The organism is Pseudomonas sp. UBA6562 (assembly GCF_002434265.1).
Classification (GTDB): domain Bacteria; phylum Pseudomonadota; class Gammaproteobacteria; order Pseudomonadales; family Pseudomonadaceae; genus Aquipseudomonas.
Map to the genome: position 1 here is coordinate 238,622 of NZ_DJJS01000006.1, position 26,409 is coordinate 265,030.

At 65.6% G+C, this 26,409-nt stretch carries 22 protein-coding genes and 1 riboswitch; of the genes, 7 read left to right on the plus strand and 15 right to left on the minus strand.

Annotation, left to right across the window (positions count from 1 at the left end):
• Positions 1-87: 87 nt before the first annotated feature.
• Positions 88-1,974 carry a phosphomethylpyrimidine synthase ThiC gene (gene thiC, locus B4M43_RS08635; RefSeq protein WP_296266092.1) on the minus strand — a complete coding sequence of 629 codons (1,887 nt, stop codon included), beginning with the start codon at positions 1,972-1,974 and terminating at the stop codon, positions 88-90.
• A 150-nt stretch (positions 1,975-2,124) separates the two neighbouring features.
• A riboswitch (TPP riboswitch) is annotated at positions 2,125-2,231 on the minus strand.
• Between the two features lie 147 nt (positions 2,232-2,378).
• Between thiC and B4M43_RS08640 the strand changes: the two genes are divergently transcribed.
• On the plus strand, positions 2,379-3,815 hold the full coding sequence (locus B4M43_RS08640; RefSeq protein ID WP_296266093.1) for a TolC family outer membrane protein: 1,437 nt from the start codon (positions 2,379-2,381) through the stop codon (positions 3,813-3,815).
• A gap of 135 nt (positions 3,816-3,950) precedes the next feature.
• On the opposite strand, the gene waaA is transcribed toward B4M43_RS08640, so the two are convergent.
• Positions 3,951-5,222, minus strand: a complete 1,272-nt coding sequence (waaA, locus tag B4M43_RS08645) for a lipid IV(A) 3-deoxy-D-manno-octulosonic acid transferase (protein ID WP_296266094.1) — start codon at positions 5,220-5,222, stop codon at positions 3,951-3,953.
• A 242-nt stretch (positions 5,223-5,464) separates the two neighbouring features.
• On the minus strand, positions 5,465-6,355 hold the full coding sequence (locus B4M43_RS08650; RefSeq protein ID WP_296266096.1) for a LysR family transcriptional regulator: 891 nt from the start codon (positions 6,353-6,355) through the stop codon (positions 5,465-5,467).
• Between the two features lie 85 nt (positions 6,356-6,440).
• Here B4M43_RS08650 and B4M43_RS08655 point away from each other — a divergent pair, with 85 nt between their 5' ends.
• From B4M43_RS08655 to B4M43_RS08670, 4 genes are all read left to right on the plus strand, one after another.
• Positions 6,441-6,773, plus strand: a complete 333-nt coding sequence (locus tag B4M43_RS08655; RefSeq protein WP_296266098.1) for a DMT family transporter — start codon at positions 6,441-6,443, stop codon at positions 6,771-6,773.
• A 73-nt stretch (positions 6,774-6,846) separates the two neighbouring features.
• Positions 6,847-8,022, plus strand: coding sequence for an NAD(P)/FAD-dependent oxidoreductase (locus B4M43_RS08660; RefSeq protein WP_296266099.1), 1,176 nt, complete (start codon positions 6,847-6,849; stop codon positions 8,020-8,022).
• Entirely contained in the window at positions 8,019-8,831 is an 813-nt protein-coding gene (locus B4M43_RS08665) for an aldo/keto reductase (protein ID WP_296266101.1), read from the plus strand. Before B4M43_RS08660 ends, B4M43_RS08665 begins: the two co-directional genes overlap by 4 nt.
• Before the next feature lie 33 nt (positions 8,832-8,864).
• Positions 8,865-9,827 carry a metal ABC transporter ATPase gene (locus B4M43_RS08670; RefSeq protein ID WP_296266103.1) on the plus strand — a complete coding sequence of 321 codons (963 nt, stop codon included), beginning with the start codon at positions 8,865-8,867 and terminating at the stop codon, positions 9,825-9,827.
• A gap of 7 nt (positions 9,828-9,834) precedes the next feature.
• On the opposite strand, the gene B4M43_RS08675 is transcribed toward B4M43_RS08670, so the two are convergent.
• From B4M43_RS08675 to msbA, 7 genes are all read right to left on the minus strand, one after another.
• Entirely contained in the window at positions 9,835-10,638 is an 804-nt protein-coding gene (locus B4M43_RS08675) for a hypothetical protein (protein ID WP_296266104.1), read from the minus strand.
• 55 nt (positions 10,639-10,693) lie between these two features.
• Positions 10,694-11,386, minus strand: a complete 693-nt coding sequence (locus tag B4M43_RS08680; protein ID WP_296266106.1) for a hypothetical protein — start codon at positions 11,384-11,386, stop codon at positions 10,694-10,696.
• A gap of 4 nt (positions 11,387-11,390) precedes the next feature.
• A complete protein-coding gene (locus tag B4M43_RS08685; protein ID WP_296266108.1) occupies positions 11,391-12,365 on the minus strand; it encodes a glycosyltransferase in 975 nt (324 codons plus the stop codon).
• Between the two features lie 52 nt (positions 12,366-12,417).
• The gene (gene hldE / locus B4M43_RS08690) at positions 12,418-13,839 is read right to left on the minus strand and encodes a bifunctional D-glycero-beta-D-manno-heptose-7-phosphate kinase/D-glycero-beta-D-manno-heptose 1-phosphate adenylyltransferase HldE (RefSeq protein ID WP_296266110.1); all 1,422 of its coding nucleotides are present in this window, start codon (positions 13,837-13,839) and stop codon (positions 12,418-12,420) included.
• Between the two features lie 126 nt (positions 13,840-13,965).
• A complete protein-coding gene (locus B4M43_RS08695; RefSeq protein ID WP_296266112.1) occupies positions 13,966-15,366 on the minus strand; it encodes a PIG-L deacetylase family protein in 1,401 nt (466 codons plus the stop codon).
• Between the two features lie 3 nt (positions 15,367-15,369).
• Positions 15,370-16,269, minus strand: a complete 900-nt coding sequence (locus B4M43_RS08700) for a GNAT family N-acetyltransferase (protein WP_296266114.1) — start codon at positions 16,267-16,269, stop codon at positions 15,370-15,372.
• On the minus strand, positions 16,263-18,083 hold the full coding sequence (gene msbA / locus B4M43_RS08705; protein ID WP_296266116.1) for a lipid A export permease/ATP-binding protein MsbA: 1,821 nt from the start codon (positions 18,081-18,083) through the stop codon (positions 16,263-16,265). The genes B4M43_RS08700 and msbA overlap by 7 nt, the downstream gene beginning before the upstream one ends.
• Before the next feature lie 131 nt (positions 18,084-18,214).
• Between msbA and B4M43_RS08710 the strand changes: the two genes are divergently transcribed.
• On the plus strand, positions 18,215-18,889 hold the full coding sequence (locus tag B4M43_RS08710; protein ID WP_296266118.1) for a toluene tolerance protein: 675 nt from the start codon (positions 18,215-18,217) through the stop codon (positions 18,887-18,889).
• On the opposite strand, the gene B4M43_RS08715 is transcribed toward B4M43_RS08710, so the two are convergent.
• From B4M43_RS08715 to B4M43_RS08730, 4 genes are all read right to left on the minus strand, one after another.
• Positions 18,886-20,367: an ArnT family glycosyltransferase gene (locus B4M43_RS08715; RefSeq protein WP_296266120.1), complete on the minus strand. Its 1,482-nt coding sequence runs from the start codon at positions 20,365-20,367 to the stop codon at positions 18,886-18,888. The two genes, B4M43_RS08710 and B4M43_RS08715, sit on opposite strands and share 4 nt — an antisense overlap.
• Positions 20,368-20,473: 106 nt before the next feature.
• Complete coding sequence (locus B4M43_RS08720) at positions 20,474-21,382, minus strand: glycosyltransferase family 2 protein (RefSeq protein WP_296266122.1); 909 nt, start codon at positions 21,380-21,382, stop codon at positions 20,474-20,476.
• Positions 21,369-23,123 (minus strand): carbamoyltransferase family protein, encoded by a 1,755-nt coding sequence (locus B4M43_RS08725; RefSeq protein ID WP_296266123.1) that lies wholly within the window; start codon positions 23,121-23,123, stop codon positions 21,369-21,371. The genes B4M43_RS08720 and B4M43_RS08725 overlap by 14 nt, the downstream gene beginning before the upstream one ends.
• A gap of 163 nt (positions 23,124-23,286) precedes the next feature.
• Entirely contained in the window at positions 23,287-24,123 is an 837-nt protein-coding gene (locus B4M43_RS08730) for a 23S rRNA (adenine(2030)-N(6))-methyltransferase RlmJ (RefSeq protein ID WP_296266126.1), read from the minus strand.
• 169 nt (positions 24,124-24,292) lie between these two features.
• Here B4M43_RS08730 and B4M43_RS08735 point away from each other — a divergent pair, with 169 nt between their 5' ends.
• On the plus strand, positions 24,293-24,553 hold the full coding sequence (locus tag B4M43_RS08735; RefSeq protein WP_296266128.1) for a hypothetical protein: 261 nt from the start codon (positions 24,293-24,295) through the stop codon (positions 24,551-24,553).
• An 84-nt stretch (positions 24,554-24,637) separates the two neighbouring features.
• Here the strand turns inward: B4M43_RS08735 and putP are convergent, their stop codons facing one another.
• Complete coding sequence (gene putP, locus B4M43_RS08740; RefSeq protein ID WP_296266130.1) at positions 24,638-26,116, minus strand: sodium/proline symporter PutP; 1,479 nt, start codon at positions 26,114-26,116, stop codon at positions 24,638-24,640.
• Between the last annotated feature and the right edge of the window lie 293 nt (positions 26,117-26,409).

Genomic DNA, 26,409 nt, shown 5'->3' on the forward strand with positions numbered 1-26,409 from the left:
CGCTCGCGCAGGAGTGAAGTAAGGAAGGAGGCAGCCGCCTTCGCACGAAGCGGGGGATTCGCCCCCCCGCGCATGCCGAGGACTGGATCAGACCTTCTGGTACAACTGGCTACCCTCCTGGCGGAAGCGTTCGGCCTGCTCGCGCATGCCCTCTTCCACCGACACGTCCACCGCGTCGATGCGCAGGTTGGCCGCGTACTCGCGCACCTCCTGGGTGATCTTCATCGAACAGAACTTCGGCCCGCACATCGAGCAGAAGTGCGCCACCTTGGCCGACTCCTTGGGCAAGGTCTCGTCGTGGAACGCCCGTGCGGTGTCCGGGTCCAGGCCGAGGTTGAACTGGTCTTCCCAGCGGAATTCGAAGCGTGCCTTGGACAGCGCGTTGTCGCGGATCTGCGCACCCGGATGCCCCTTGGCCAGGTCAGCGGCGTGGGCGGCGATCTTGTAGGTGATGATGCCGGTCTTGACGTCGTCCTTGTTCGGCAGGCCCAGGTGCTCCTTGGGCGTGACGTAGCAGAGCATGGCGCAGCCGAACCAGCCGATCATCGCCGCACCGATGCCGGAGGTGATGTGGTCGTAGCCCGGCGCGATGTCGGTGGTCAGCGGGCCGAGGGTGTAGAACGGCGCCTCGTCGCAGCACTCGAGCTGCTTGTCCATGTTCTCCTTGATCAGCTGCATGGGCACATGGCCCGGGCCTTCGATCATGCACTGCACGTCGTGCTTCCAGGCGATCTTGGTCAGCTCGCCGAGGGTTTCCAGCTCGCCGAACTGCGCGGCGTCGTTGGCGTCGGCGATCGAGCCAGGGCGCAGGCCGTCGCCGAGCGAGAAGCTGACGTCGTAGGCCTTCATGATTTCGCAGATGTCTTCGAAATGGGTGTAGAGGAAGTTCTCCTTGTGATGGGCCAGGCACCACTTGGCCATGATCGAACCGCCACGGCTGACGATGCCGGTGACGCGCTTGGCGGTCAGCGGCACGTAGCGCAGCAGCACGCCGGCATGGATGGTGAAGTAGTCCACGCCCTGCTCGGCCTGCTCGATCAGCGTGTCGCGGAACAGCTCCCAGGTCAGGTCTTCGGCCACACCGCCGACCTTTTCCAGCGCCTGGTAGATCGGCACCGTGCCGATCGGTACCGGCGAGTTGCGGATGATCCACTCACGGGTTTCATGGATGTGCTTGCCGGTGGACAGGTCCATGACCGTGTCCGAGCCCCAGCGGATGCCCCAGGTCAGCTTGGCCACTTCCTCTTCGATGGACGAACCCAGCGCGCTGTTGCCGATATTGCCGTTGATCTTCACCAGGAAGTTGCGGCCGATGATCATCGGTTCGAGTTCGGTGTGGTTGATGTTGGCGGGAATGATCGCGCGGCCGCGGGCCACTTCCTCACGCACGAACTCGGCGGTGATCTCCTTGGGGATGCTGGCGCCGAAGCTGTGCCCGGCGTGCTGCTGGTCGAGCAGGCCGGCGGCGCGCGCCTCTTGCAGCTTCATGTTCTCGCGGATGGCGATGTATTCCATCTCGGCGGTGACGATGCCTTTGCGCGCATAGTGCATCTGCGACACGTTGGCGCCGGCCTTGGCCCGGCGCGGGTTGCGCACGTGGTTGAAGCGCAGGCGGGTCAGTTCGGGGTCGTTCAGGCGCTGCCGGCCGAAGTGCGAGCTCAGCCCGCCGAGGCGCTCGGTGTCGCCGCGGTCGTCGATCCAGGCCGAGCGCACGTCGCCCAGGCCCTTGCGCACGTCGATGGTGACGTTGGGGTCGGTGTAGGGGCCGGAGGTGTCGTAGACCAGTACCGGCGCGTTGGGCTCGCCGCCGAAGTCGGTGGGGGTGTCGTCCAGGCTGATCTCGCGCATCGGCACGCGGATGTCCGGGCGCGAACCCTCGACATAGACCTTGCGCGAACGGGTGAAGGGTTGCACCGATTGCCGGTCGACCTGGGCTGATTCGCTGAGGTGGAGGGTATTTTGTTGTTTGCTCATCACGGCTTCTCCAGACGGTTTCCTGCGGGCGGAATGTCGGGGAAGAACCTGAAAGAAGCGGACGCACTTGTGGGCAAGTGCAGTGTCGGATGGGGGGCGCAATGAGTCTGAGCTGCGACGATCCCGGATCCGACACAAGATCTCGCCGGGAAAGCGAGCAATCTTGTTCCCTACGCAGGCGCTAACCTGATCAGGTTCAACGGGATCCGGAACTATCCGATCTCAGCCTTCGATTCAAGGCACCCCGACAAGAACGCGTGCAGTCTAGACTCAAGCGGCCGCCAAAGCCAAGCGGGCCGGCACCGCGCTGACCGAAGGCATGCTGGCGATTGTTGCGACCGGCGCACGGCACTACACTGCGCATTTTTCACTTTTCAACGGTTCAGAAACTCAAGGAACGCCCCATGCTGCGCAAACTTTCACTGGCGCTTGCCGTGTCTTGTGCCTCCCACGCTGCGGCCGGGGCAGTGGACGTGCCGATGACGGTGAAGACCGATCTGATCAGCGTCTACCAGCAGGCCGCCGGCAACAACGCCGACCTCGCCGCCGCCCGCGCCGATTACGGCGCCCGCCGCGAGATCGTGCCCCAGGCGCGCGCCGGTCTGCTGCCGAACCTGTCGGCCGGTGCGGAAACCATGAACACCCGCACCCAGCTGGACGAACCGGCGCTCACCACCAACCGCAGCGGCAACCTCTGGTCGGCCACGCTCTCGCAGCCGATCTTCCGTGCGGATCGCTGGTTCCAGTTGCAGGCCGCGCACGCGGTGAGCGAACAGGCCGCGCTGGAGCTGTCGGCCAACGAACAGAACCTGATCCTGCAAAGTGCGGAGAATTACTTCAGCGTGCTGCGCGCCCAGGACAACTTGGCCGCCACCAAGGCCGAGGAAGCCGCGTTCAAGCGCCAGCTCGACCAGGCCAACGGCCGCTTCGAGGTGGGCCTGTCGGACAAGACCGACGTGCTCCAGGCCCAGGCCAGCCACGACACCGCCCGCGCCAACCGCATCGTCGCCCAGCGCCAGGTCGAAGACGCGTTCCAGGCCCTGGTGACCCTGACCAACCGCGAATACGGCGCGCTGCAGGGCGTGGTGCACACCCTGCCGGTGCAGGTGCCGGTGCCCAACGACGCCAAGGCCTGGGTCGAAACCGCCGGCCGGCAGAACCTCAACCTGCTGGCCACCAACCATGCCGTGGAAGCCGCCGAAGAAACCCTGCGCCAGCGCAAGGCCGGGCATGCGCCGACGGTCGACGCCGTGGCGCGCTACCAGAAGGGCGACAACGACAGCCTGGGCTTCAGCAACCCTTCGCCGCTACCGGGCGTGCGTTACGCGGGCGACGTCGAGCAGACCACGGTCGGCCTGCAACTGAACATTCCGATCTACAGCGGCGGGCTGGTCAGCTCGCAGGTGCGCGAGGCCTACCAGCGCCTCACCCAAAGCGAACAGCAGCGCGAAAGCCTGCGCCGCCAGGTGGTGGAAAACACCCGCAACCTGCACCGCGCGGTCAATACCGACGTTGAGCAGGTGCAGGCGCGCAAGCAGTCGATCATCTCCAGCCAGAGCGCGGTGCAGGCCACCGAGATCGGCTTCGAGGTGGGCACGCGCAACATCGTCGATGTGCTCGACGCCCAGCGTCAGCTGTACAACTCGGTGCGCGACTACAACAACAGCCGCTACGACTACATCCTCGACAACCTGCGCCTCAAGCAGGCGGCCGGCACCTTGAGCCCGCAAGACTTGCAAGACCTGGGGCGCTTCCTCAAGCCCGACTACAACCCCGACAGGGATTTCCTGCCGCCGGACCTGGCGCGGGAAGCGGCGAAGAACTTCGAACGCAAGTCTTGAGCGGTCGCCGCCTGCAGGGGCGGCTTTCCCAAGCGCAGCGGTCGTTCCACAGCCAAGGCTTCGGCTGATGCGCACAAGGCGCGGAACAAGGCGCGCCTCTACAGTCAGTACCGGCGCTGCCCCCTGCCTGCGAACCTAACGCATCAGCCCCGCAATCCCCTCCAGCAACCGCCGCAACGCCCCCTGATTGGCCTGCATCACCGCCCTGCCCGCCTCGCCCATGTGCCGAGCCTCTTGGGGCGACTCGATCAGGCGCAGCACCGCCTGTGCCAGTTCCTGGGCGTCCTCGACCTGTTGCAGCGCCCCGGCTTCGCGCAACATCGCGCCGATCTCCAGGAAGTTGAACACGTGCGGCCCCATCAGCACCGGCAGGCGCAATGCCGCCGGCTCCAATGGGTTGTGCCCGCCGCGCTCGACCAGGCTGCCACCAACGAAGGCGATGTCGGCCAGCGCATAGAGAAACAGCAACTCGCCCATGCTGTCGCCGACCAGCACCTGCGTCTGCGCAAGCACCGGTTCGCCGCTGGAGCGGCGCACGCTGGTGAAACCTTCGCGGCACTGCGCCGCTACTGCATCGAAGCGCTCGGGATGGCGCGGCACCAGGATCAGCAGCGCGTCGCCATGGGCCTGCAACACGCGCCGGTGGGCCTCCAGGATCGACGCATCCTCGCCCTCGTGGGTGCTGGCGGCGATCCACACCGGGCGCTGGCTGGCGCCCCATTGCGCGCGCAGCGCCTGGGCGCGCGGCAAGAGCTGTTCGTCGATCTTCAGGTCGAACTTGATCGAACCGGTGACCCGCACGCATTCGGGCCGCGCGCCCAGATCGCGGAAACGCTGCGCCTCGGTTTCGGTCTGCACGGCGATCAGGCTCATTTCGCCGAGCATGGGCCGGGTCAGCTTGGCGAAACGCGCATAGCCACGGGCCGAGCGCTCGGACAACCGCGCATTGGCCAGCGCCACGGGAATGCCGCGCTTGGCGCATTGGTGGATGAGGTTGGGCCACAGCTCGGTTTCCATGACGATGCCCAGGCGCGGCCGCACCCGGTCGAGGAAGCCGCGCACGGCCCACGGCAAGTCGTAGGGCAGGTAGCAGTGCTGCACGCGGGGTTCGTCGGCGAACATCGCGCGGATGCGCTCGGAGCCGGTCGGGGTCATGCAGGTCAGGGTGACCGGCAGAGCCGGGTAGGCCTCCAGCAGCGCGCGGACCATGGGCGCGGCGGCGATGCTCTCGCCGACCGACACCGCATGCACCCATATGCCGCCGGACGCCATGGCCGGCAGGTTACGGGCGAAGCGCTCGCCGACGCGCTCGGCATACGCCGGAGCCTTGCGCGCGCGCAGGTACAGGCGCAGCGCGAGCAGCGGCAGGCCCAGGTGAAACAGCAGGGTGTAGAGGGTTCTGTTCATGGTGGGGAAGTCTACCCGATCGCGTGCGCAGGCAGGACGGTGCCGAGTCGAGCAGCGTCAAGCGCCATGCGCTCCAAGCTCGGCCCTTGTCTTCGGCGTCGCCCGGCCGCTGGCACACGAACGCCTGGCGAAGCGGCGGGCCGTGGCGTTAGGCCAGTTCCACCCCCAGCGCCGGCAGCCGCCCATCGTCGAGCAGCGTCCGGCGCCATAGGGTCGAAGCCCGACCCTACCTTCGGCATCGTCTAGCCGATGGCACGCAAATGCCTGGCGAAGCGTTCGGCCAGCCACTGCGCCGCCGGGCCCAGCGGCTGGTCGCGGCGCCAGGCCAGTTCCACCACCAGCGCCGGGGGCCACCATTCGCTGTCGAGTTCGACCATCTGCGCCTGGTACGTGGGGTACTGCACCACATGGCGCGGCAACCAGGCCCAGCCCAGGCCACGCATCAGCAGCTCGGCCATGGCGTAGAAGCTGTCGGCGCGCCACACCTGCGGGCTGATCGCTTCTCCGCCGGGGTAGCCACTTCGCTGCGGCGTGACCAGCAACTGCCGATGGCGGGCCAACTGTTGGCGGGTGACGCGCTTCTGCCCGGCCAAGGGGTGTCCGACGGCGCACACCGTGACCATTTCCACACTGCCCAGGGCACGCCGTTCGAGCGAGGCGGGAATGTGTTCGTGGTGGAAGAACAGCCCGAGGTCCGCCTGGCGCTCGGCCAACTTGCGCGCCACATCGCCCTGGGCACCGCTGGCCAATTGCACTTCCAGGGTGGGAAAGCGGGTGGCCAGCTCGTCCAGGCTGTCGATCACCGGCTGGTACGGCATGGCCTCGTCCTGGGCCACGCGCAACAGCGCTTCCTGGCCACGCATCAGGGCCAGGGCATGGCCTTGCAGGTGCTCGCACTGGCGCAGCAGTTCGCGGGCGTCCTCGACCAGGGCGCGGCCGTTTTCCGTGAGCGTGGGTTGTCGACCGCTGCTGCGCTCGAACAAGGTCACCCCCAGGTCCGCTTCGAGCAGCGCGATGGCGTTGCTCACTGCCGACTGCGCCCTGCCCTGCTCCCGCGCCACGGCGGAAAACGAGCGCAACTGTGCGACCCGCAGAAACGTGCGCATCTGTTCCAGGCTCCAGCGCTCACTCATCGACCTATCTCCTCAACGGATAGGTAATGACTTTACCGCACCTGGCCTGACTCTAGAATGGGCGGCTTCCCACGGAGAAACGCCCATGAACGCCTACACCTGCCTCGCCATCGCCATTTGCGCCGAAGTCATCGCCACCGCTTCGATGAAAGCCGTCAAAGGCCTGAGCACCCCCTTGCCGCTGCTGCTGATGGTGGTCGGCTACGGCATCGCCTTCTGGATGCTGACCCTGGTGGTGCGCACCGTGCCGGTGGGCATCGCCTATGCCGTGTGGTCGGGGCTGGGCATCGTGCTGATCAGCATCGCGGCGCTGGTGATCTACGGGCAGAAGCTCGACCTGCCGGCCATGCTCGGCATGGCGATGATCGTCGGTGGCGTGGTGGTGATCCAGGTGTTCTCCAAGACCACCGGGCACTGAGCCGGCGGGAAAAGGTCGCGGGCGCAAGCGGGGCTGTATACTGCGCGCCTTGTCTTAACTGTGAGGGCCTTCCATGCCAACCGCCTTGTCCACCGACATCCTCATCGTCGGCGCCGGAGTCGCAGGCCTGTGGCTCAACGCCCGCCTGCGGCAGCTGGGCTACTCGACCCTGTTGGTGGAACGCGCCACGCTGGGCGGCGAGCAGACCATCAAGTCCCAGGGCATCATCCATGGCGGGACCAAGTACGCCCTGCACGGCGCGCTGAGCGGCGCGTCCGAGGCCATCTCGGACATGCCGCGGCGCTGGCGCGAGGCGCTGGCCGGCACCGGCGAGCTGGACCTGAGCGCCACCCGCCTGCTCTCCGAAGCCCATTACCTGTGGTCACCCGGCACCCTGGCCGGCAACCTCACCAGCTTCTTCGCCAGCAAGGCCGTGCGCGGCCGGGTCGATCAGGTCAAGGGCGAGCAACTGCCTCCCGCCCTGCAAGACCGCGCCTTCAAAGGCAAGGTGTACCGCCTGGCCGAGCTGGTGGTGGACGTGCCCAGCCTGCTGAGCAACCTGGCGCACCTGGCCGGCGACAGCCTGCTGGCGGGCGAGCGGATCAGCCCGCTGCGTGAAGGCGACGAACTGGTCGGCCTGCAGGTCGACGACCGCGCGATCAAGGCGCAGCGCATCGTGCTCAGCGCCGGTGCCGGCAGCGAGCAACTGCTGCGCGAGCTGGGCCTGCAGCAGCCGAGCATGCAGCGTCGCCCCCTGCACATGGTCATGGTCAAAGGCCCCAACCTCAAACCGCTCTACGCCCACTGCCTGGGCGGCGGTCCGAAACCGCGCATCACCGTCACCAGCCACCCGGCCGCCGACGGCCAGTGGGTCTGGTACCTGGGCGGCGACCTGGCCGAAGCCGAAGGCGTGGCCCGCGAGCCGGCGGCGCAGATCGCCGCGGCGCAGAAGGAAATCGCCCACCTGCTGCCGTGGGTCGACCAGGCGCCGCTGCGCTGGGCCACCCTGCGCGTGGACCGCGCCGAGCCCGCCCAGTCGGGCCTGGTGCGCCCCGACAACGCCTTCCTCGCCGAGCAGCAGCGCCTGCTGGTGGGCTGGCCGACCAAGCTGGCCCTGGCGCCGGACTTCAGCGACCGCGTGCTGGCCAGCCTGCGCCGCGACGGCATCGCGCCGAGCGCGCATGAGGTGCCTGCCGATCTGCCACGCCCCGCAGCGGGCGTGCCGGCCTGGGAGCAACTGCTGCCATGAGCCTGCCGACCCTGCACGACCACCACCGCCCCTTGGGCAGCACCGGCCTGCGCGTCTCGCCCCTGGGCCTGGGCACGGTCAAACTGGGCCGCGACCAGGGCGTCAAGTACCCCACCGGCTTCACCATCCCCGACGACGACGCGGCGCGCCGGCTGCTGGCCCAGGCCCGCGAGCTGGGCATCAACCTGATCGACACCGCCCCGGCCTACGGCCGCAGCGAGGAACGCCTCGGCCCGCTGCTGCGCGGCCAGCGCGACGATTGGGTCATCGTCAGCAAGGTCGGCGAGGAATTCGACGCCGGCCAGTCGCACTTCGACTTCAGCGCCGCGCACACCCGCCGCTCGGTCGAGCGCAGCCTCAAGCGCCTGGAAACCGATCGCCTGGAGTTGGTGCTGGTGCACTCGGACGGCAACGACCTGGCGATTCTGGAGCACGAAGCGGTGTACGCCACCCTCGCGGCGCTCAAGCAGGAAGGCAAGATTCTCGGCTACGGACTGTCCGGCAAAACTGTGGCCGGTGGCCTGAAAGCCTTGGAGCAAGGCGACTGCGCAATGGTCACCTACAACCTGGCCGAGCAGGGCGAACGCCCGGTGCTGGACTACGCTGCCGCACACGGCAAGGCGATTCTGGTGAAAAAAGCCTTGGCCAGCGGGCACGTTTGCCTGTCGCCAGGTGTCGATCCGGTACGTGCCAGTTTCGAACTGTTGTTCGCCCACCCAGGCGTCGGCAGCGCGATCGTCGGCACCATCGACCCGCTGCACCTGGCCCACAACGTGGCCACCGTGGCTCGCATCCTGGGCCCACGCTGACGTGCCCAGACGGGCGAAGGTAAGGAGAGGCCCGTGGCAAGAACGTTGATCCGCAAGAACCCCAGCAACTTCAAGACCTTGCCCCTGCATGTCGAGGCAAGCCCCGAGGGGCTGAGCTACAAAGCCGTGGGCATGCCGATCAACTTCAGCCAGCTCCTGCAACGGCGCAAGGCCGTCGAGGTGGCCGACCCCGAGCGCTTCAGCGTGGACCTGGCCAACCTCGGCGTGTCGGTGCGCCTGACCCTCAACTGGCAGAACCGCGACTACTGGGTGCTGGTCCGCCAGCGCCGCCAGGACCGCGGCGATGTGGTGCTCAAGCTGATCTCCGGTTACGTGCCGGCCCACGAACTGAACCTGCCGCTGCACACCGCCATCCAGGAAGTGGCCGAAGAGTGCCTGCTGGAAACGCCCGAAGGCTGGTTGGGTGGGCGTTTCAACGACACCTGGCTGCCGACGCCCTATGCCGCGGCCTTGCACTATCGCGAATCGCCGTCCTTCCTGCTCACCCCGGCTTCAGGCGCCGCCCTGCCGGTGCAATGCGCCCACCTGACCCTGCAAGAGCGCCCACGCGCCTATGTGCACCTGCCTACCGCCTCGTTGCAGTTGGTCTACGACCTGCGCCTGGACGTGCCCCGGGAGGCCAAACCGCTGAGCCTGTTCCATGTCGACGAACGGCTGGTCGGCGATCAGCTGGTGGCCAGGCTCAACCGCAAGCGACCCGACCTGTACCTCATCCCGCTCGAAGACGGCCAGCCGCTGGCCGAGCTGTACACCTTGCGCCGCGGCGAGCTGGTGCGCGCCAGCACCCGTGGCCTGCACCTGGCAGAAAGCTTCGCCGCGCAGCAGGGCTGGGTCGTGAGGGAAGAGCGCATCCGCTGGAAGGACTGGTTGCGCCAGCAGGGCCTGGAGCCGTCTCGCGACTCGACCCGCCTGGGCACACTCGCACGCAAGGCACGTAGATTGGTGGGGCGGGTGCGCAGCGTTTTGCGGCCTTGAACGAGGCTCAGCGCCGGCGCTTGTCCCACCAGGTGCGCCAGCGCGCATAGAGATGGAAGTAGCGATTTTCACGCTTGCCCATGCCACGCTTGGGCGAAAACGACTCGTCCACGAATTCGCCATGGATGCGCACGCGCGAGGCCGTGGTGGGCAGCGTGCAGACGCGTGCGCCGGCCTCCTGCAACGCGAACTTCAGTAGCCGTTCCGAATGCAGCTTGCGCCCTGTGGCTTGGCAGAAGCGAAAGATCGCCTCGACCCGGTTGCCATAGGCCGGGTAGATGTCCCGCCCACAGACCGCGAAGCGGTCGTTGAGACCGCCCCACCATTGCCAGTCCGGAATGTAGGCGTTCAGCCGCCTGGCTTCGGGCCGGTCGAAGATATAGCTGGGCAGAGGCGAATGATAGAAATTGTCCGGACGCACGAACACCACGAAGTCCGGCTCGAACTCGCCCGCCATCTGCGTCACGCAGCGCAGCGAGTGCAGTTGGAACACCAGATTGCGCAGCGAGGCATGGTTGTCGCCCCAGGTGTCGCCCTGGGCCTTGATGCGCTCGAAATCCCACTGTTCCAGTACGCCCTCGGTCGAGTCCAGCCGCCCGGTCATGCTCGCGAAGGGCGCATAGTTGTCCTGCAGCAGCGCGCCGCTCTCGCCGGAACGGGCGTTGTGCACCGCGTCGAGCTGGTACAGGTGATAGAACGTCTTGACGGTGCAACCTGCCGGGATCTGCGCCAGCACGTTCTGTTCGATGGACGGGAAGCAGATGGCCGAGTTGCGAGGAATACCAAAGAACGCGACGGCGACTTTCAACACACGGTTACCTCTATGACAGGTGAAAGGCGAAGGGGGCGCACGCGGCGGTCGAGGTTCAGCGACGACGCCATAGCTGCCACCACTTGCGCCGCGCCTTCAACTCCACCACGGCGATGTCGGCCTGGAGCAGCCAAGCGCGTTCGTAAGCCCAGGCATGTCCGCTCCAGAGCTTGCCGGCTTCGTTGGAGAACCCCAGCGTGAGCATCGCGTAGTCGAACCCTGGCTGCCGACGCAGCGTGTCCAGTACGACCAGTGCGTTGAAGCCGGTGGACGGCCCGACGAAGCGCTTGCCATCGGGCCGCGTCGTTGGGTAGTTCCACAGCGGTGGCAGGGGAATGCGTTCGTAGAACAGGCTGACGCCGGGCAAAGGGCACAGCGGCGTCGTGCAGCCGACCAGTATGGTGAAGTGGCACGCACGGTCGGCACGTAGCCAGTTCGGCAGGTCGGCGCGCATCGGCAGGCCGAAGAAGTAACGATCCGGCGCATTGTAGCCATGCACCAGCACCTGATGAGTGCGCGCGTCCAGCAGATCGCCCTTGAGGCAGGTATTGAAGCTGACCACCACATCGCGCGCACCAAGCTGCAACGCCTGCAGGTCGGCAGCGGTGATGGCGGGGTTGTTGGCCAGCAACAGCACCCGCTCGGCCTGGGACAGACAAGCCTTGAGCTCGTCGGACAGGCAGGCGAACACATCCTGGTCGCCGCCGGGCCGTGCATCCAACTGCATGTCCGTCCGTTCGAGCGTCATCCGTTCACTCCGCCACGTCCATGCCGAAGCGCCATTTCACCCAGGCCCGGATCAACAGCGAAGGCCGCGACCAAGGCCGCATGGGTTTTTCGATCTGCTCGGCCAAGTCCTGCCCGACGCGGCTGAAACCATAGTGCTGACGGACGAACGCTTGGCCGTTGGCAGCGATACGGGCAGCCTGCGCCGGATGCTGCTGGAGCCACTGCAGCTTTTCGATCGCCTCTTCCAACGAGCGGTAGAACACCACGTTTTGGCCATCCTCGAAGCCCAGCAGCCGATCTTCTTCGCCCTGGCTCCAGGCCAACAGCACGCAACCACAGGCCATGGCTTCGAAGTTCTTGATCATGAACTCGCCCATGCCGATGTCGGCACTGACGAAGACCTGGATGCGGTTGAGCATCTGCAGGTATTCCTCGCCCGAACCGGTACGCGTCACCAGCAGGCCGGTTCGCTCGGCCAGGGTTTCGAGCATGGCCTTGCGCTGACCGTACTCGCGGCTTTTCAGGCTACCTAGAAAACCGGCCGGGATGTCACGCGGCAGGCCCAGGTTATCGAGCATTCGATCGTCGTAACCCTTGGAGACGAACACGGCGTCCAGACCTTCGGCCTGCATACGCCTGGCCACCACCGCGCCCGAGACCAACGCGCGTGACCATGGCAAGCGCCGATACAAGCGCGAATAGACGTGGCGGTACTTACTGGAGGGCATGTAGTTCTGGTAGGCGTCGTGCTCCAGGAACACCAGCCCCGGAATGCAACGCAACACCGCCCACTGCGGGGCCAGGCGCTTGACCCGCGAAAAGATCACGATGCGGTCGAAGCGCTGGTATTGCACCGATGCGAGAAACGGCCCCAGGTTCATCTGCTGCTGCTTGCTCAGCCGATGAATGACGCAGTCTTCGCAGGCCTGTTGGACGATCTCGTAAAGGCGATCGAGGATGACGCGCTGCTCATCCATGACCAGTAACATGACTTTCATACGTTCATCTATCGCTGTTCGTGAAACGCCCGTGGGCTTGCGGTTGGTGCAATCACCGGCTGCGAATCTTTTCCACGATGGAGGTGGTCGAGCTGTTCTCCACCAGGCCGAGCACCTTCACCGCCCCGCCGTAGGCATGCACGATTTCGGCACCGACCACTTGCTCGACGCCGTAATCGCCGCCTTTGACCAGCACGTCCGGACGTACCTCGGCCAACAGGTTTTCGGGTGTCGACTCGGAGAAGCTGATGACCCAGTCGACCGCCCCCAGTCCCGCCAGGACCGCCATGCGTCGATCGACGCTGTTGATCGGCCGACCAGGGCCCTTGAGCCGGCTGACCGAGGCGTCGTCGTTGACCGCGACGATCAGGCGGTCGCCCAGCGCCCGCGCCTGCTCGAGGTAGGTCACGTGCCCGGCGTGCAGAATGTCGAAGCAGCCATTGGTGAACACGATGCGTTCGTTGTGGGCGCGTGCGTCGTCGATAGCCTGCAGCAGTTGTTCCAGGCTCAGCACGCCACGCTCCGACCCCTCCTCGCGCTGAATGGCGCGGCGCAGTTCCGGAGCACTGATGGCGGCGGTGCCGAGCTTGCCGACCACGATGCCGGCGGCCAGGTTGGCCAGGCCGACGGCGCAGGGCAGGTCCTCGGCGGCGGCGATGGCGGCGGCCAGGGTCGAGATCACGGTGTCGCCCGCGCCGGTCACGTCGAACACTTCGCGCGCGCGGGCCGGCAGGTGCAGGGGTGCTTGCTCGGGGCGCAACAAGGTCATGCCATGCTCGCCACGGGTGACCAGCAGCGCACCCAATTCAAGCTCGCTCATCAGCTTGGCGCCCTTGGCCACCAAGTCGGCTTCGTCCACGCAATGGCCGACGATGGCTTCGAACTCGGCCAGGTTGGGGGTGATCAGGCTGGCGCCGCGGTAGATCGAAAAGTCCTTGCCCTTTGGGTCGGCCAGCACCGGAATGCGCCGCGCCACGGCAGCCTGGATCAGCGCCTGGTGGTTCTTCAGCGCGCCTTTGCCATAATCGGAGATCACCAGCACCTTGACCTGGTCGAGCAGCGCTTCGACGCTCTGTTGCAGGGCCTGGGTGTCGGTGTCGAAGGCTTCTTCGAAATCGATGCGCAGCAGTTGCTGGTGACGACTCATGACCCGCAGCTTGAGGATGGTCGGCTGGTGTTCGATGCGCTGCAGCGCGGCCTTGACGCCGGCGGCTTCGAGGCTGTTGGCCAGGCTCTCGGCCGCCTCGTCCTGACCGGTGACGCCGACCAGCAGGGCCGGTGCGCCGAGTGCCGCGATGTTCAGGGCGACGTTGGCCGCACCGCCCGGACGGTCCTCGATCTGGTCGACCTTGACCACCGGTACGGGTGCCTCTGGAGAGATGCGCGAAGTACCGCCATGCCAGTAACGGTCGAGCATCACATCGCCGACCACGAGTACGGGAGCCGATTCGAAACGCGGCATGGTTAACTTCATGGACAACCCACAGACAGAAAGGAACAGGGCGGCGATAGTAGCACAGGCTGGCTTTACGGCCTCAATGGCGCACCGACGAAGGCGCTGCCGGACGGCCACGCAGGCCGCTCGGGGCAGCAGACCGATTCACTCGTCCAGGCGCCGCACCCAGAGCAGTTCATGGCGGCGCACGGCCTTGCGGAAGAACTCGTCCTCGCCGGTCACCGGCCAACGGCGACCGGCCAACAGCCACTGGATCGCACGACGCAGGCGCTTCTTCAACGGCGGGCGCCCCTGCAGGTCGTGCTGCATGCGCAGGGCCATGGCCTTGTCGAGCTGGGCCTGGGCATCCAGCACGGGACTCCAGGGCGCGTCGCGCACCGGCGCCTCGATCACTGGCGGCAACGCGACCCCGGTGCCGGCATCGCCCATGGGCCAGCGGTCGTTGTCGTGCAGGTGGTTGGCATAGAGCAAGGCGACCTCGGGTTTCCAGTCGCCTTCGGCGATGGCCTGCCGGAGGGCACGGGTAGTGGCCTGGTGGTCGGCGTGCGGGTCGAGTTCGGGGTGCGGCATCACCACGACCTCAGGCTGAAAATGCTGCAGCAGCGCTTTCAGGTCGGCGACCAGGTTGTGCCAGGTGGGCAGGCCATCGGCGTCGCCTGGTAGCGCCAGCGGGTTGGCCAGACGCGCCGAGCGAATGTCGGATTCGCCGGACTCCAGGGAACCGAATGGGCTGTTCGGCGCCTCGGCCATCGCCGACAGGCGCAGGCAATAGTAGCCCAGTTGCACACAGCGCTCGGCCGGCACGCCGCCCCAGAGCGGAATCGCCAGGCTGTCCCAGGTGCGCAGCCGGCCCTTGAGCCGTGCGGCGCCTGCCGCGTCAAGACCCAGGGCGCGATACGCCTGGGCTTCGATCTCGCCCTGGGTGAGGGTCACGATGCAGGCTTCGCGCGCCCGGCTGTACAGCCCGAAGCTGGCCAGCTCGGCGTCGTCGGCATGGGGGGCGAGCACCATCACCCGGCGTTGCGCATAGTCGGGGTTGTGCTGCACATGCAGCACGCCGTCGGCCGAGATGCGGCAGAACCGTGAGCGTAGGGTCAAGGTCCCGGCTTCGAGCGCCGCACGCTGGCCGGACAGGTTCAGGTAGCGCCGGCCCGCCACGCCCCGCTCGAAGGTCTGGCGGTCGTCGCCGATCAGCACGCTAGGGTCGATCAGGCGGCCCAGCCAGCCGGCTTTTAGCGTGACCTCCAGCACCAGCGTCTCGCCCTCGGCCAAGGGTTGAGCGAGCCGCACTTGGGGTGTAGTGCGCACCGGCTGGCGCGCGCCGTCCGCTGCGTCGAAGGCATAGTGGTAGTCATCGCTGGGGCGGTAGAACATGTGGTCGGCGAACCAGGCTTCGTGGGCGACCCAGACCAGCACCGCGAGCACGGGCACGGCCCAGAGCCCCAGCAGGGCGCCGGCCACGGCGAGCAGCGCGGCGGCGACCAGCAGCGTCAGCCGCTTGGCCCGTCGGTGCGCCTTGAGCAAGGCCTGCTTTCGGTTACTCACCCGTCACGTCCTCTGGTAGACCTGAGCGGTATGGCACCACCGCTCCTTGTACTCACGATCGGCACGGCCGAACGAATAGCGCAGCGACTTGCCCAGCGCGCGAGCGGCGTCCCATTCGGCCTGGGTGTTCACATAGCTGAGCACGCTGCCAGGGCTGAAATCCCGACTCTGGGGGTCTACCCCGCCGTTGACGTACTCCACCGACACCCACGCGGGCGCCTCTACCTTGTAGAGCACCTGGATGGCTACCGGGGCGCCGTCGAGTTCAACCACCGCGCCGGTCATGAACTCGCGCAGCCGCGTGAACACCTCTTCCAGGTGCGCCAGCCCCGGCGCCGGGAAGTTCCAGCGGCGCTGGAACAGGTCGGCATAGTGGCCCGCCAGTTCGGCCGGCGAGAACGCCTGGACCGGCTTCAGCATGCCGCCGGCCTCCTCCAGCAGGCGTTGTTCACGACGTTGGTTGTAGCGAAACTTCTTGGAGTAGTCCTCCGGAGCGCGGGCCAGGGCCAGCGCTTCGCGCTGCAGCCTGAGCGTTGGAAAGCTCGCCTGGTTGAGCGCCGACACGTAGCGCGCCTGTTGGCGCAACGGCACGTGTACGTCGGGGCTGGCGGGCAGTATGACCTCGGCGTTGCCAAGGTCGAACAGCCCCTTCAGGCCACGGCGCTTGAGGACATCCTTTGACAATGCCAGATGCCGCCCCCAGCAGGGCACGGCGGCGACGATCTCGCCGGCGACTTCCCAGCCCAGGTAGCGCACCGGAATGCCGGCCAGGTCGGCCAGACGCTCCACCACCTGGGGGTGGGTCGCGACGCTGCCGCCCCAGCGGCTCCATGCCTGGGCATAGGCCTGGGCATCGATGTTCGACCAACCGCGCTCGCGCCAGGCGCGCACCCGATTCAGCACGGCTCGACGCTCGGCGCAGGTGCAGCGTCCGGACCATCCTCGAACTGTTTGGCGTGCAGGCGTGCGTAATGGCCGTTGCGCGCCAGCAGTTCGGTGTGGGTGCCGCGTTCGACGATACGTCCCTCGTCCATGACCAGGATCAGGTCGGCCTTCTCGATGGTGCTCAGGCGGTGCGCGATCACCAGGGTGGTACGGTTGTTCATGACCTCGTCCAGGGCGCTCTGGATATGGCGCTCCGACTCCGTATCCAAGGCCGAGGTCGCCTCGTCGAGGATCAACAGCGGTGCATCCTTGAGCAGTGCCCGGGCGATCGCCAGGCGCTGGCGTTGGCCCCCGGAGAGCAACACCCCGTTTTCGCCGACCAGGGTCTGGTAGCCCTCGGGCATGCGCTCGATGAACTCGTCGGCGTAAGCGGCGGCGGCGGCCCGCTTGACCTGTTCGAGCGGCGTGCCGGCCAGGTCGCCATAGGCGATGTTGTTGGCCACCGTGTCGTTGAACAGCGTCACGGCCTGGGTGACCAGGGCCGTGTGCCGGCGCAGGTTGTGCAGCCGGTAATGCTGGATCTCTTCGCCGTCGAGCAGGATCTGCCCCTGGCTGTGCTGGTAGAAACGCGGCACCAGATTGGCCAGGGTGGACTTGCCGCTGCCCGAACGACCGACCAGGGCGACCATCTGGCCAGCCTCGGCCACGAAGCTGATGTCGTCGAGCACCTGCTTGTCGGTGCCGGGGTAGGTGAAGCTCAGGCCGCGCACTTCCAGACGGCCGCTCACCTGCTCAGGCGCCAACTGGCCTTCGTCGCGCTCGGCCGGTTCGTCGACCTGCTCGAAGATGCTTTCCGCGCCGGCCACACCTTTTTGAATGGTCGAGCTGACTTCCGACAGCTGGCGGATGGGCTTGGGCAGCAGGCCGGCCATGGTGATGTAGGCGACCAGATCGCCCGGCGAGGCGTCGCCGCGCAGGTACAGCACCAGGAACATGACCACGGCCATGGCCGAGTAGGTGACCAGTTGCAGCGTCGGCGTGTAGACCGCGCCGGTCTTGGTCATCTTCAGTTGCTTGTCGGTGTTGTTCTGGCTGGCCTTGGCGAAACGCTGCTCTTCGTACTGCTCGCCGCCGAAGCTGCGCACCACGCGGAAACCGTGGATGGTCTCGGAAGCCACATGGGTCACGTCGCCCATGGCCACCTGGATCTTCTTGCTCTGTTTGCGGAACTTGCGGCTGGTGCTGTTCACCATCACCCCGATCAGCGGGAGGATGGCCAGCATCACCAGCGTCAGTTTCCAGTTCATCCACAACAGCGAAACGAACAGGAAAATGACCGTCATGCCTTCGCGGATCACCACCTTGATGGCATCGGTGGCCGCCCCCGTCACCATGGTGACGTTGAAGGTGATGCGCGAGATCAGGTGGCCCGAATTGTTGTTGTCCAGGTAGGACGTGGGCAGCTTGAGCAGCTTGTTGAACAGCAGCATGCGCAGGTCGTGGATCAGCCCGAGCGAAACACGCGCCAGGAAGAAGTTGCCCAGGTAGGAGCCGACGCCCTGCATCAAGGCGATCAGCACGATCATCAGCGGCACGGCCTGCAGCAGCTGTAGCTCGGGGAGCCAAGGATGACCGGCGAACAGCCGGGCTTCGGGGTTGCCCAGGCCATCGACGAAGTACTTGAGGATATAGGCCAGCATCGGCTGGGTCGAAGCGAAGATCAGAAAGCCCAGGATGCTTAGGAGGAACAGGCCAATATAGGGCCGGACATAGCTCAGGAGGCGCAGGTAGATCGTGAGCGTCGATTGCGCTTGAGGGTCGGGTCGACTCATGGGTTTCCATTACATGACGGCGTAAAACGGCAATGGTATCACAGCCAAAACGGGGTCCGAATGAAGGTCGTCGGCCTCCCCTGCCCTTGCAACTGCGATACCATGGCGGGCTAATTTGTCGAGGAAACGTCATGCAGCCACTGGACCACACCGCCTACCTGACCCTGCGTGAAGGCGCACGCGTGATCGAGGCCGATGGCTCCGGCGACAAGGTGCTGCAGATGCCGGACGGACGCTTTCTCAAGCTGTTCCGGCGCAAGCGCTGGCTGACCTCGGCCGCTCTTTTTCCCTATGCCCAGCGCTTCGCCGACAATGCGCGTCGGCTAAGCGCGCTGGGCATAGAGACGCCCGAAGTGCTGGCGGTGTACCGGATCAAGAGCATCGAGCGCGACGGCGTCTACTACGCACCGCTGCAAGGTTCCACCCTGCGTCAGTTGGTCCAACAGGGAGTGGCCGACGACACCTTGCGTGAGCGTTATGGCGCCTTCGTTGCGCAGTTGCACGACCAAGGCGTGTATTTTCGCTCGCTGCATTTGGGCAACGTGGTCCTGACCCCGGCCCATGTGCTGGGCCTGATCGACATCGCCGACCTGAACCAGCGCAGGCTGGCGCTCGGGCCAAGCAAGCGGCTGCGCAACTTCCAGCACATGCTGCGCTATCGCGAAGACCGTGCCTGGCTGCGCGGCCACGATGAGGGACAGGCGTTTCTGCGCGGCTACGCAGCGGCGTTGCCGCAAAGCCCCGGTTACGAGCGTTTGCTGACGCGGATCGCGGCGCTGCTCGCCGACACGCCGCACGTCGCTTAAGGACCTAGCACCAGCACGGTGTCGCCCTTGCGGTTGGCGAAACTGGCCAGCACCTGCAGCCTGTGCTCGTGCAGCCACGCTTCGAGCCAGGGCTCGTCGCGCTCGGCCTCGATCACGAAGTAGCGGTAGCTGCCTGCCAGCGCCGGCCCCATGGCGGCTTCACGGGTCAGGTCGCTCAGTTCGTAACCACGCCCCGCGTAATAGCCGATGCGGCCGTCTTCGTAGAAAATCGGCGCCTGCGCTGGCGTATGCGCAGAGATCCAGTGGCCTGCCTCGACATAGTGGGTCTTGCGGGCGCCCAGCGAGATCACGTTCGCCAGCATGACCAGCACGCCGACCAGCGCCAACAGCTTGCCCAGACGCGGGTGCGCCCGGTGGAACGCATGCAGCGCCATCGCCAGCAACGGCACCAGCAACAGCACCAGCAGGCTCAAGTAGCGGCTGTTCATGAACTGCGCACGGATGAAGAACACCATGAGCACCACCAGATACAGCGATGCCGTGAGCGCCAGGACCCGGTACTCGCGCCAGTAGCGCGAGCAGGCGGCCCAAGTGCGTCGGTCGAGAAACGCCAACGCGCCCGGCCCCATGAGGCTGACGCACTTGATCAGCAGCGCGCCGCTCAAGCCGATGAAGATGATCCGCCCCGCTTCGTTGGCCGAATACTTGTTGGTCAGCGAATCGGCGAACTGATGGCTCAGCTGGGTGAAGGCTCCGAACAGGCCGGCAGGCCGGACCAGCTCCAGGTAGTAGTCCAACCGACGCGCGTCGAGGGCGCCCCACCCGGCCAATACTGCGACACCCACGATAACTGTCAGGGCCGGCAGCCAGGCGATCTGGGCGAACCGGCGTCGCTGCCCGGCCGTCCATAGTGCCGGCAACTGCCAGAGCAGCACGCAACCGCCGACCAGGACCGCCTCCAGGCGAAACAGGCTGCCCAGGCCGATCGCTACCCACACGGACGCCGCCAGTCCCCAACCGCCCCGCGCCTGCCAACGCATGGCCAGCCACAGCGCCAGGGTGCAGAAGAACCAGAAACCGGACTCACGAATGATATCGCCGCGGAACTGGTTCACCGCCGGCATCGCCAGCACGATCCAGCAGGCCCAATAGGCGGCTTGAGGAGCACGTTGACGAACCAGATCGACCATCAGCGCGCACGTGCCCGCTGCGAACAGGATCGACCACAGGTAGGCGCAGTATTCCAGCGGTAGGCGCAGCAGCGCATGGGTCCCCGCCAGCAGCAGTGGATACCAGGGCCAGTCGAAGCGCGACTGCACCCCAGCCAGGTCATGCTCGCCGGCCTGTCGCGCCAGGTCCAAGTAAAATGCTCCGTCGCGTCCGACCGTCACCACACCGAGGATGGCGATGATCGACAGCACCAGGCTGCCCAAGCCAGCCAGCCATACGGGGTCGAAACGCTCGAGCATGCGCAGCGCGGAAGATTCGGGACGGACGGAGGAGCGTTCGGAGCGCATGGTCGAGCCTTGGAATATGAATGCCGCGGGGTTGGGCACTACAGTCGACGGTAAGTGCCCAGCAACGTTGAAAAAGCCTGCACGCTCGCGTCACGTTTGCCGATCGTCACTTGAACAGGCACCGGAGGGCTTTGCGTGTGTATGACCAGCGCCTGAGCGCCGAGAGGTCGTAACGCAGGGCCTGCAAGTAGAGGCGCCTGGCCCGCGCGTAGTCGCCGGCGCCGTAGCAATCGCGAAACAGCGAGAGGCAACGCTGGGTCAGGAATGCCCGGCGCAGGCTGTGCAACGATGCAGGCAGGCGTGCGGGAGAGAACACCTCGTCGACCATCTCGATGCCAGCTGCCAGACTTTGCTTGAGGTCATGCCGCATGCTGTCGTGGTGCTTGTAGATCAAGGCCAGGGGATGATCGATGATCGTGCACTCGAAACGTGCCAACACCTGAGCGAAGACCGGGATGTCCTCGACGTTGCGCAGGTGTTCCGGATAGGTGCCCGGCGCGAAGACGTCGCGGTGCATGGCACAGGCCCCGTTGGACAACGAGATGCTCTTGTCTATCAGGTAGCCGCGAACGCGAGCATAGGGCGAGACCGGCAAGGGCCGGACCGTGTGTAGCGTGCGCGCCCCACTTTCAAAAACCGACCAGTGCCCGCCGATGACCATGCGCGTGGACGGGTGGGCCTTGATGTGCAGACCCAATGCGTCCAGCGCACCGGGCGCCAGCTCGTCGTCGGCATCGAGAAAGATCAGGTACTGCCCGCGCGTCTGGGCAATGCCCAGGTTGCGCACCGAGGACAAGCCGCCATTGGTCTTGCGCACGACGCGAAAACGCCCGGGGTGCTGCACAGACAGCTGGTGCAGCACCTCGGGCGTGTCGTCCGTAGAACCGTCGTCGATGACCATCAGGTCACAGTCGACGTTCAGTTGCGCCAGAACGGAGGTGACCGCCCTGGGCAAGACCTTGGCGTAGTTGTACGCAGGAATAACGACGCTGATCAGCACGTTAGTCTTCTGCATATCCATTCGCGCCCTCTTTGACCACGAGGATGTCCTCCATGATCAGGTACTGCAGATCAGAGCCATAGAACATATTCAGCGCGTCGGTGGGCGAGCAGATCATCGGCTCGCCACGGCGGTTGAGCGAAGTGTTCAGCGACACGCCGTTGCCGGTCAGGTCTTCGAGGGCCTTCATCATGTCGTAGTAGCGCGGGTTGTATTCGCGCTTGAGCACCTGGGCCCGCGAAGTGCCGTCTTCGTGCACCACTTCCGGGACGCGGGTCTTCCATTCTTCGGCGACTTCGAAGGTGAAGGTCATGAACGGCGCCGGATGGTCGATCTTGATCATTTGTGGGGCGACGGTGTCGAGCATCGACGGGCAGAAGGGTCTCCAGCGTTCGCGGAACTTGATCTGCTCGTTGATGCGGTTGGCCACGTCGGGCACGCTCGGGCAACCGACGATGGAGCGGCCGCCCAAGGCCCGTGGGCCGAACTCCATGCGCCCCTGGAACCAGGCCACCGGGTTGCCGTCGACCATGATCTTGGCGATGCGCTGAGGCATGTCGTCGATCTTGCGCCACTTCGGCGCGCTCGGGTGGCGCGCGCAGGCGGCGATGACGTCTTCGTTGGAGTACGCAGGGCCGAGGTAGACGTGCTCCATCTTCTCCACCGGCACGCCGCGGGCATGTGATATGTAGGCGGCGGCGCCCACTGCGGTGCCGGCATCGCCGGACGCGGGCTGGACGAACAGCTCCTTGACGTCCGGCCGGGCGATGATCTTCTGGTTCAGCTTGACGTTCAGCGCGCAGCCGCCGGCGAAGGCCAGCTTGCCGGTTTCGCGCAGGGTGTCGCCCAGGTAGTGGTCGATCATTTGCAACGCCAGCTTCTCGAACAACGCCTGCATGCTGGCGGCATAGTGGATGTACGGCTCGTCGGCGATGTCGCCTTCGCGCTTAGGGCCCAGCCATTCGATCAGCTTGGGCGAGAAGTAGAAGCCCTTGCCCTTCTCTTTATGGCGGCGCAGGCCGATGACGTTGGCGTACTCGGTATTGATCACCAGTTCGCCGTTTTCGAAGCTGGCCAGGCGCGAGAAGTCGTATTTGCTGGCGTCCCCATAGGGCGCCATGCCCATGACCTTGAACTCGCCGTCGAGCATTTCGAAGCCCAGGAATTCGGTGATCGCGCCATACAGGCCGCCCAGCGAGTCGGGGTCGAAGAACTCCTTGATCTTGTGGATCTTGCCGTTTTCGCCGTAGCCGAAGAAGGTGGTGGCGTATTCGCCCTTGCCGTCGATGCCGAGGATCGCGGTCTTTTCCTTGAAGCCCGAGCAGTGGTAGGCGCTGGACGCGTGCGCCAGGTGGTGCTCGACTGGCTCGATCTTGATCTTCTTCGGATCGAAGCCCAGTTGCTCCAGGCACCAGACGATCTTCTTGCGGTAGCGCTTGTAGCGCCGGTTGCCCATGAGGATGGCATCCAGGGCGCGATCCGGGGCGTACCAATAGCGCTTGGCGTAGTGCCAGCGGGCTTTGCCGAACAGGCTGATGGGGGCGAAGGGAATGGCCACCACATCGACGTCGGACGGCTTGATGCCGGCTTGCTCCAGGCAGAACTTCGCCGACTCGTAGGGCATGCGGTTCTTCGCATGCTTGTCACGCACGAAGCGCTCTTCTTCGGCGGCGGCGACCAGCTTGCCGTCGATGTACAACGCCGCGGAAGGGTCATGGCTAAGGGCGCCGGACAGGCCAAGAATCGTCAATGCCAAGGGACTCGCCTCTTCAATCGGTAAAAAGTGCGCCACGGGCGGCAACGGCCGGCGGCGGCTAAAGCGCGGGATTATAACGCAAACAATGAAGGCTGGCCCTAGCGGCGGTATCTATGTAGCGCCTCGTCGCAAAGGCACGAAGACGCGCCACGCGGGCCGCGGATCATTCGGCGATCAGCCAGTCCATGCGCCAGCTGCCGGCGCTCTGCTTGAGCTCTTGCGCCAGCCAGGGCAGCAGCTCGCGCAACTCTTCCTCCAGACCCCAAGGCGGGTTGGCGATGGCCAAACCCGAGCCGTTCAGGCCCTGCGGGCTGTCCTGATGGTGCACGTACAGTTCGACGCGCAGCAGCTTGGGCGCGCCGGTGCTGGTGAGGTCCTGGTAGAAACGGGTGAGCGCGCGCTGGTCCTTGATCGGGTACCAGATGGCCGCCACGGTCTGTCGCATGCGCGCGATGGCTTCTTTCACGGCCAGGGTGCAGCGCTTGAGCTCGTCGGCCTGTTCGAAGGGCGGGTCGATGAGCATGATGGCGCGCTTTTCCTGCACGGGCAGCAAGGCCCGCGGTACGTGCCAGCCTTCGCCCAGGTGCACGACCACGCGCGGGTCCTTCTTCATGTTGTCCTTGAGCAACGGCCCGTCTTCGGGGTGCTTCTCGTTGAGCAGGGCGCGGTCCTGCTGACGCATCAGCCGGCGGGCCAACTCGGGGGAGCCTGGGTAGTAGCGCAGCTCGCCCTCGGGGTTCAGACGCTTGATCACACGCAGGTAGTCAGCCGCCACTTCAGGCAGGTCGTCGCGACCCCACAGCCGTGCGACCCCTTCGAGGTATTCGCCGGTGCGGCTGGCCTGGTCGCCATGCAGGTCGTACAGGCCGAGGCCGGCATGGGTGTCGAGGTAGGCGAACGGCTGCTCCTTGCGCGACATCAGGGCGATGAGGCGGGTGAGCACGATGTGTTTGAAGACGTCGGCGTGGTTGCCGGCGTGGAAGGCGTGACGATAGTTCATGGCGGCTCCTGCGAAGGCGGCAAGTCTACCGCTTCGCGCAGGTGGCGTCAGGCCTGGCGACCATTGAATCGATGGGTTGGCGACGGCCTTGTGCCAGGGTAGACGTTCCGAATCTCAATGAACGCCGAGGTCGAGCATAGTCATGGCTCCACTTACCCGGAGCACGACCATGAAAGCTACGATCAACTTCGACGTTCTCGCCAACGTACCGACCCTGCACGGCGCCTTGGGCATCCCGAACGCACCATACACGGCCCAGTTGGAGCTCGAACGTCCGGACGGCACCACCGAAACCATCGTGGTGCCATCCACCGACAGCGATGCATGGGCAGTCACCCCCACCGGCTACGCGCCCGGCTCTTACTCTGCCGTCATCCGATCCCGGGAAGAAGGCAAGTTCGAAGCCAGCCGCCGGCCGTTCACCCTGTAAAACGACTGCGCGCAACGCCAGCTCCCCTCGAGCCGGCGTTGCGCGCAAGCGATGCCCGGCGTGCTGCCGGGCACCTGCATCACATCACTTACCGTTGTGGTACGCCGCATCGGCCGCTTCGAAGCGCGACAGCATGCCGCTCGACGGACGACCCATCTTGCTCACCAGAACGATGGCGATGCTGGCCAGCAGGAAGCCTGGGATAATTTCGTACAGACCCCACGGATCGATCTGTTTCCAGACGATGACCGTGACCGCACCGAGTACGATACCGGCCAGAGCGCCGTTGCGGGTCATGCCCTTCCACAGCACCGAGATCAGCACCACCGGACCGAAGGCGGCACCGAAACCTGCCCAGGCATAGGCCACCAGACCCAGCACGCGGTTTTCCGGATTCGCGGCCATGGCGATAGCAATCAGCGCCACGGCCAGCACCATCGCACGACCGACCCAGACCAGCTCACGTTGCGAAGCGCCCTTGCGCAGGAAGGCTTTGTAGAAGTCTTCAGTCAGCGCACTGGAGCACACCAGCAACTGGCAGCTCAGGGTGCTCATCACCGCGGCCAGGATCGCCGACAGCAACACGCCTGCGATCCAGGGGTTGAAGAGGATCTTCGCCAGCTCGATGAACACCCGCTCCGGGTTTTCCGTGACCGGGCCTGCCACCTCGGGGTGGGCCGAGAAGTAGGCGATGCCGAAGAAGCCCACGGCACAGGTGCCGGCCAGGCACAGGATCATCCAGGTCATGGAGATGCGGCGGGCCTTGGCGATGGATTTCACCGAGTCGGCCGCCATGAAGCGCGCCAGGATGTGCGGCTGGCCGAAATAGCCCAGGCCCCAGCCCATCAGCGAGACGATGCCGACGAAGGTAGCGCCCTTGAGCAGGTCGAAGTTGGCCGGGTTCTGCGCTTCGATGGCCAGGAAGGTGGTGTCGATGCCGCCGGTGGAGAGCAGCACGATGATCGGCGTGAGGATCAGCGCGAAGATCATCAGCGAGGCCTGCACGGTGTCGGTCCAGCTGACCGCCAGGAAGCCGCCCAGGAAGGTGTAGGCGATGGTCGCTGCCGCGCCGGCCCACAGCGCCGTTTCGTACGGCATGCCGAAGGTGCTTTCGAACAGCCGCGCGCCGGCGACGATGCCCGAGGCGCAATAGATGGTGAAGAACACCAGGATCACCACCGCCGAAATGATCCGCAGCACGCCGCTACGGTCTTCGAAACGGCTGGAGAAATAGTCCGGAAGGGTCAGGGCATCGCCGTTGTACTCGGTCTGCACGCGCAGACGGCCGGCGACGAACAGCCAGTTCAGGTAGGCGCCGACGGTCAGGCCGATGGCGATCCAGATTTCCGACAGGCCCGACATGTAGATCGCGCCCGGCAAGCCCATCAGCAGCCAGCCGCTCATGTCCGACGCGCCTGCCGACAGGGCGGTGACCACACTGCCCAGGCTGCGACCGCCGAGGATGTAGTCGGAAAGGTTGTTGGTGGCGCGATAGGCCGCGAGGCCGATGAGTACCATCGCCGCGATGTAGATCACGAACGTGATAGTGAGTGGATTGCTCATGTGGTGTCCTGGTGTTTGTTGTTATGGAAACAGCGAACCGTAATGGCACGGTTGCACCCAGGCCGCGAATCCTAGGTGACAACTCGAAGCGGGCGCAACCGTTTTTCACTTGACAGTTGCACCTTCAGATTTTTCTGAAAATCACTCAAGAGATCTGCCCCATATCCGTGCACAATTTCAGAAGATAGGCCGCAAACCGACATGTTTCCGCCGTTTTTAGGCATGCCGCCGACCTGTCGGACGAATAGCACCCTCTTCCCTTGAAATTTCGGGTTGCACCCGGTTGCACCTCG

Excerpts from the sequence above, each read along its gene's own strand:
- thiC (WP_296266092.1), bottom strand. The coding sequence starts at position 1,974 with ATGAGCAAACAACAAAATACCCTCCACCTCAGCGAATCAGCCCAGGTC.
- B4M43_RS08640 (WP_296266093.1), top strand. The coding sequence starts at position 2,379 with ATGCTGCGCAAACTTTCACTGGCGCTTGCCGTGTCTTGTGCCTCCCAC.
- waaA (WP_296266094.1), bottom strand. The coding sequence starts at position 5,222 with ATGAACAGAACCCTCTACACCCTGCTGTTTCACCTGGGCCTGCCGCTG.
- B4M43_RS08650 (WP_296266096.1), bottom strand. The coding sequence starts at position 6,355 with ATGAGTGAGCGCTGGAGCCTGGAACAGATGCGCACGTTTCTGCGGGTC.
- B4M43_RS08655 (WP_296266098.1), top strand. The coding sequence starts at position 6,441 with ATGAACGCCTACACCTGCCTCGCCATCGCCATTTGCGCCGAAGTCATC.
- B4M43_RS08660 (WP_296266099.1), top strand. The coding sequence starts at position 6,847 with ATGCCAACCGCCTTGTCCACCGACATCCTCATCGTCGGCGCCGGAGTC.
- B4M43_RS08665 (WP_296266101.1), top strand. The coding sequence starts at position 8,019 with ATGAGCCTGCCGACCCTGCACGACCACCACCGCCCCTTGGGCAGCACC.
- B4M43_RS08680 (WP_296266106.1), bottom strand. The coding sequence starts at position 11,386 with ATGACGCTCGAACGGACGGACATGCAGTTGGATGCACGGCCCGGCGGC.
- B4M43_RS08685 (WP_296266108.1), bottom strand. The coding sequence starts at position 12,365 with ATGAAAGTCATGTTACTGGTCATGGATGAGCAGCGCGTCATCCTCGAT.
- hldE (WP_296266110.1), bottom strand. The coding sequence starts at position 13,839 with ATGAAGTTAACCATGCCGCGTTTCGAATCGGCTCCCGTACTCGTGGTC.
- msbA (WP_296266116.1), bottom strand. The coding sequence starts at position 18,083 with ATGAGTCGACCCGACCCTCAAGCGCAATCGACGCTCACGATCTACCTG.
- B4M43_RS08710 (WP_296266118.1), top strand. The coding sequence starts at position 18,215 with ATGCAGCCACTGGACCACACCGCCTACCTGACCCTGCGTGAAGGCGCA.
- B4M43_RS08715 (WP_296266120.1), bottom strand. The coding sequence starts at position 20,367 with ATGCGCTCCGAACGCTCCTCCGTCCGTCCCGAATCTTCCGCGCTGCGC.
- B4M43_RS08720 (WP_296266122.1), bottom strand. The coding sequence starts at position 21,382 with ATGCAGAAGACTAACGTGCTGATCAGCGTCGTTATTCCTGCGTACAAC.
- B4M43_RS08730 (WP_296266126.1), bottom strand. The coding sequence starts at position 24,123 with ATGAACTATCGTCACGCCTTCCACGCCGGCAACCACGCCGACGTCTTC.
- B4M43_RS08735 (WP_296266128.1), top strand. The coding sequence starts at position 24,293 with ATGAAAGCTACGATCAACTTCGACGTTCTCGCCAACGTACCGACCCTG.
- putP (WP_296266130.1), bottom strand. The coding sequence starts at position 26,116 with ATGAGCAATCCACTCACTATCACGTTCGTGATCTACATCGCGGCGATG.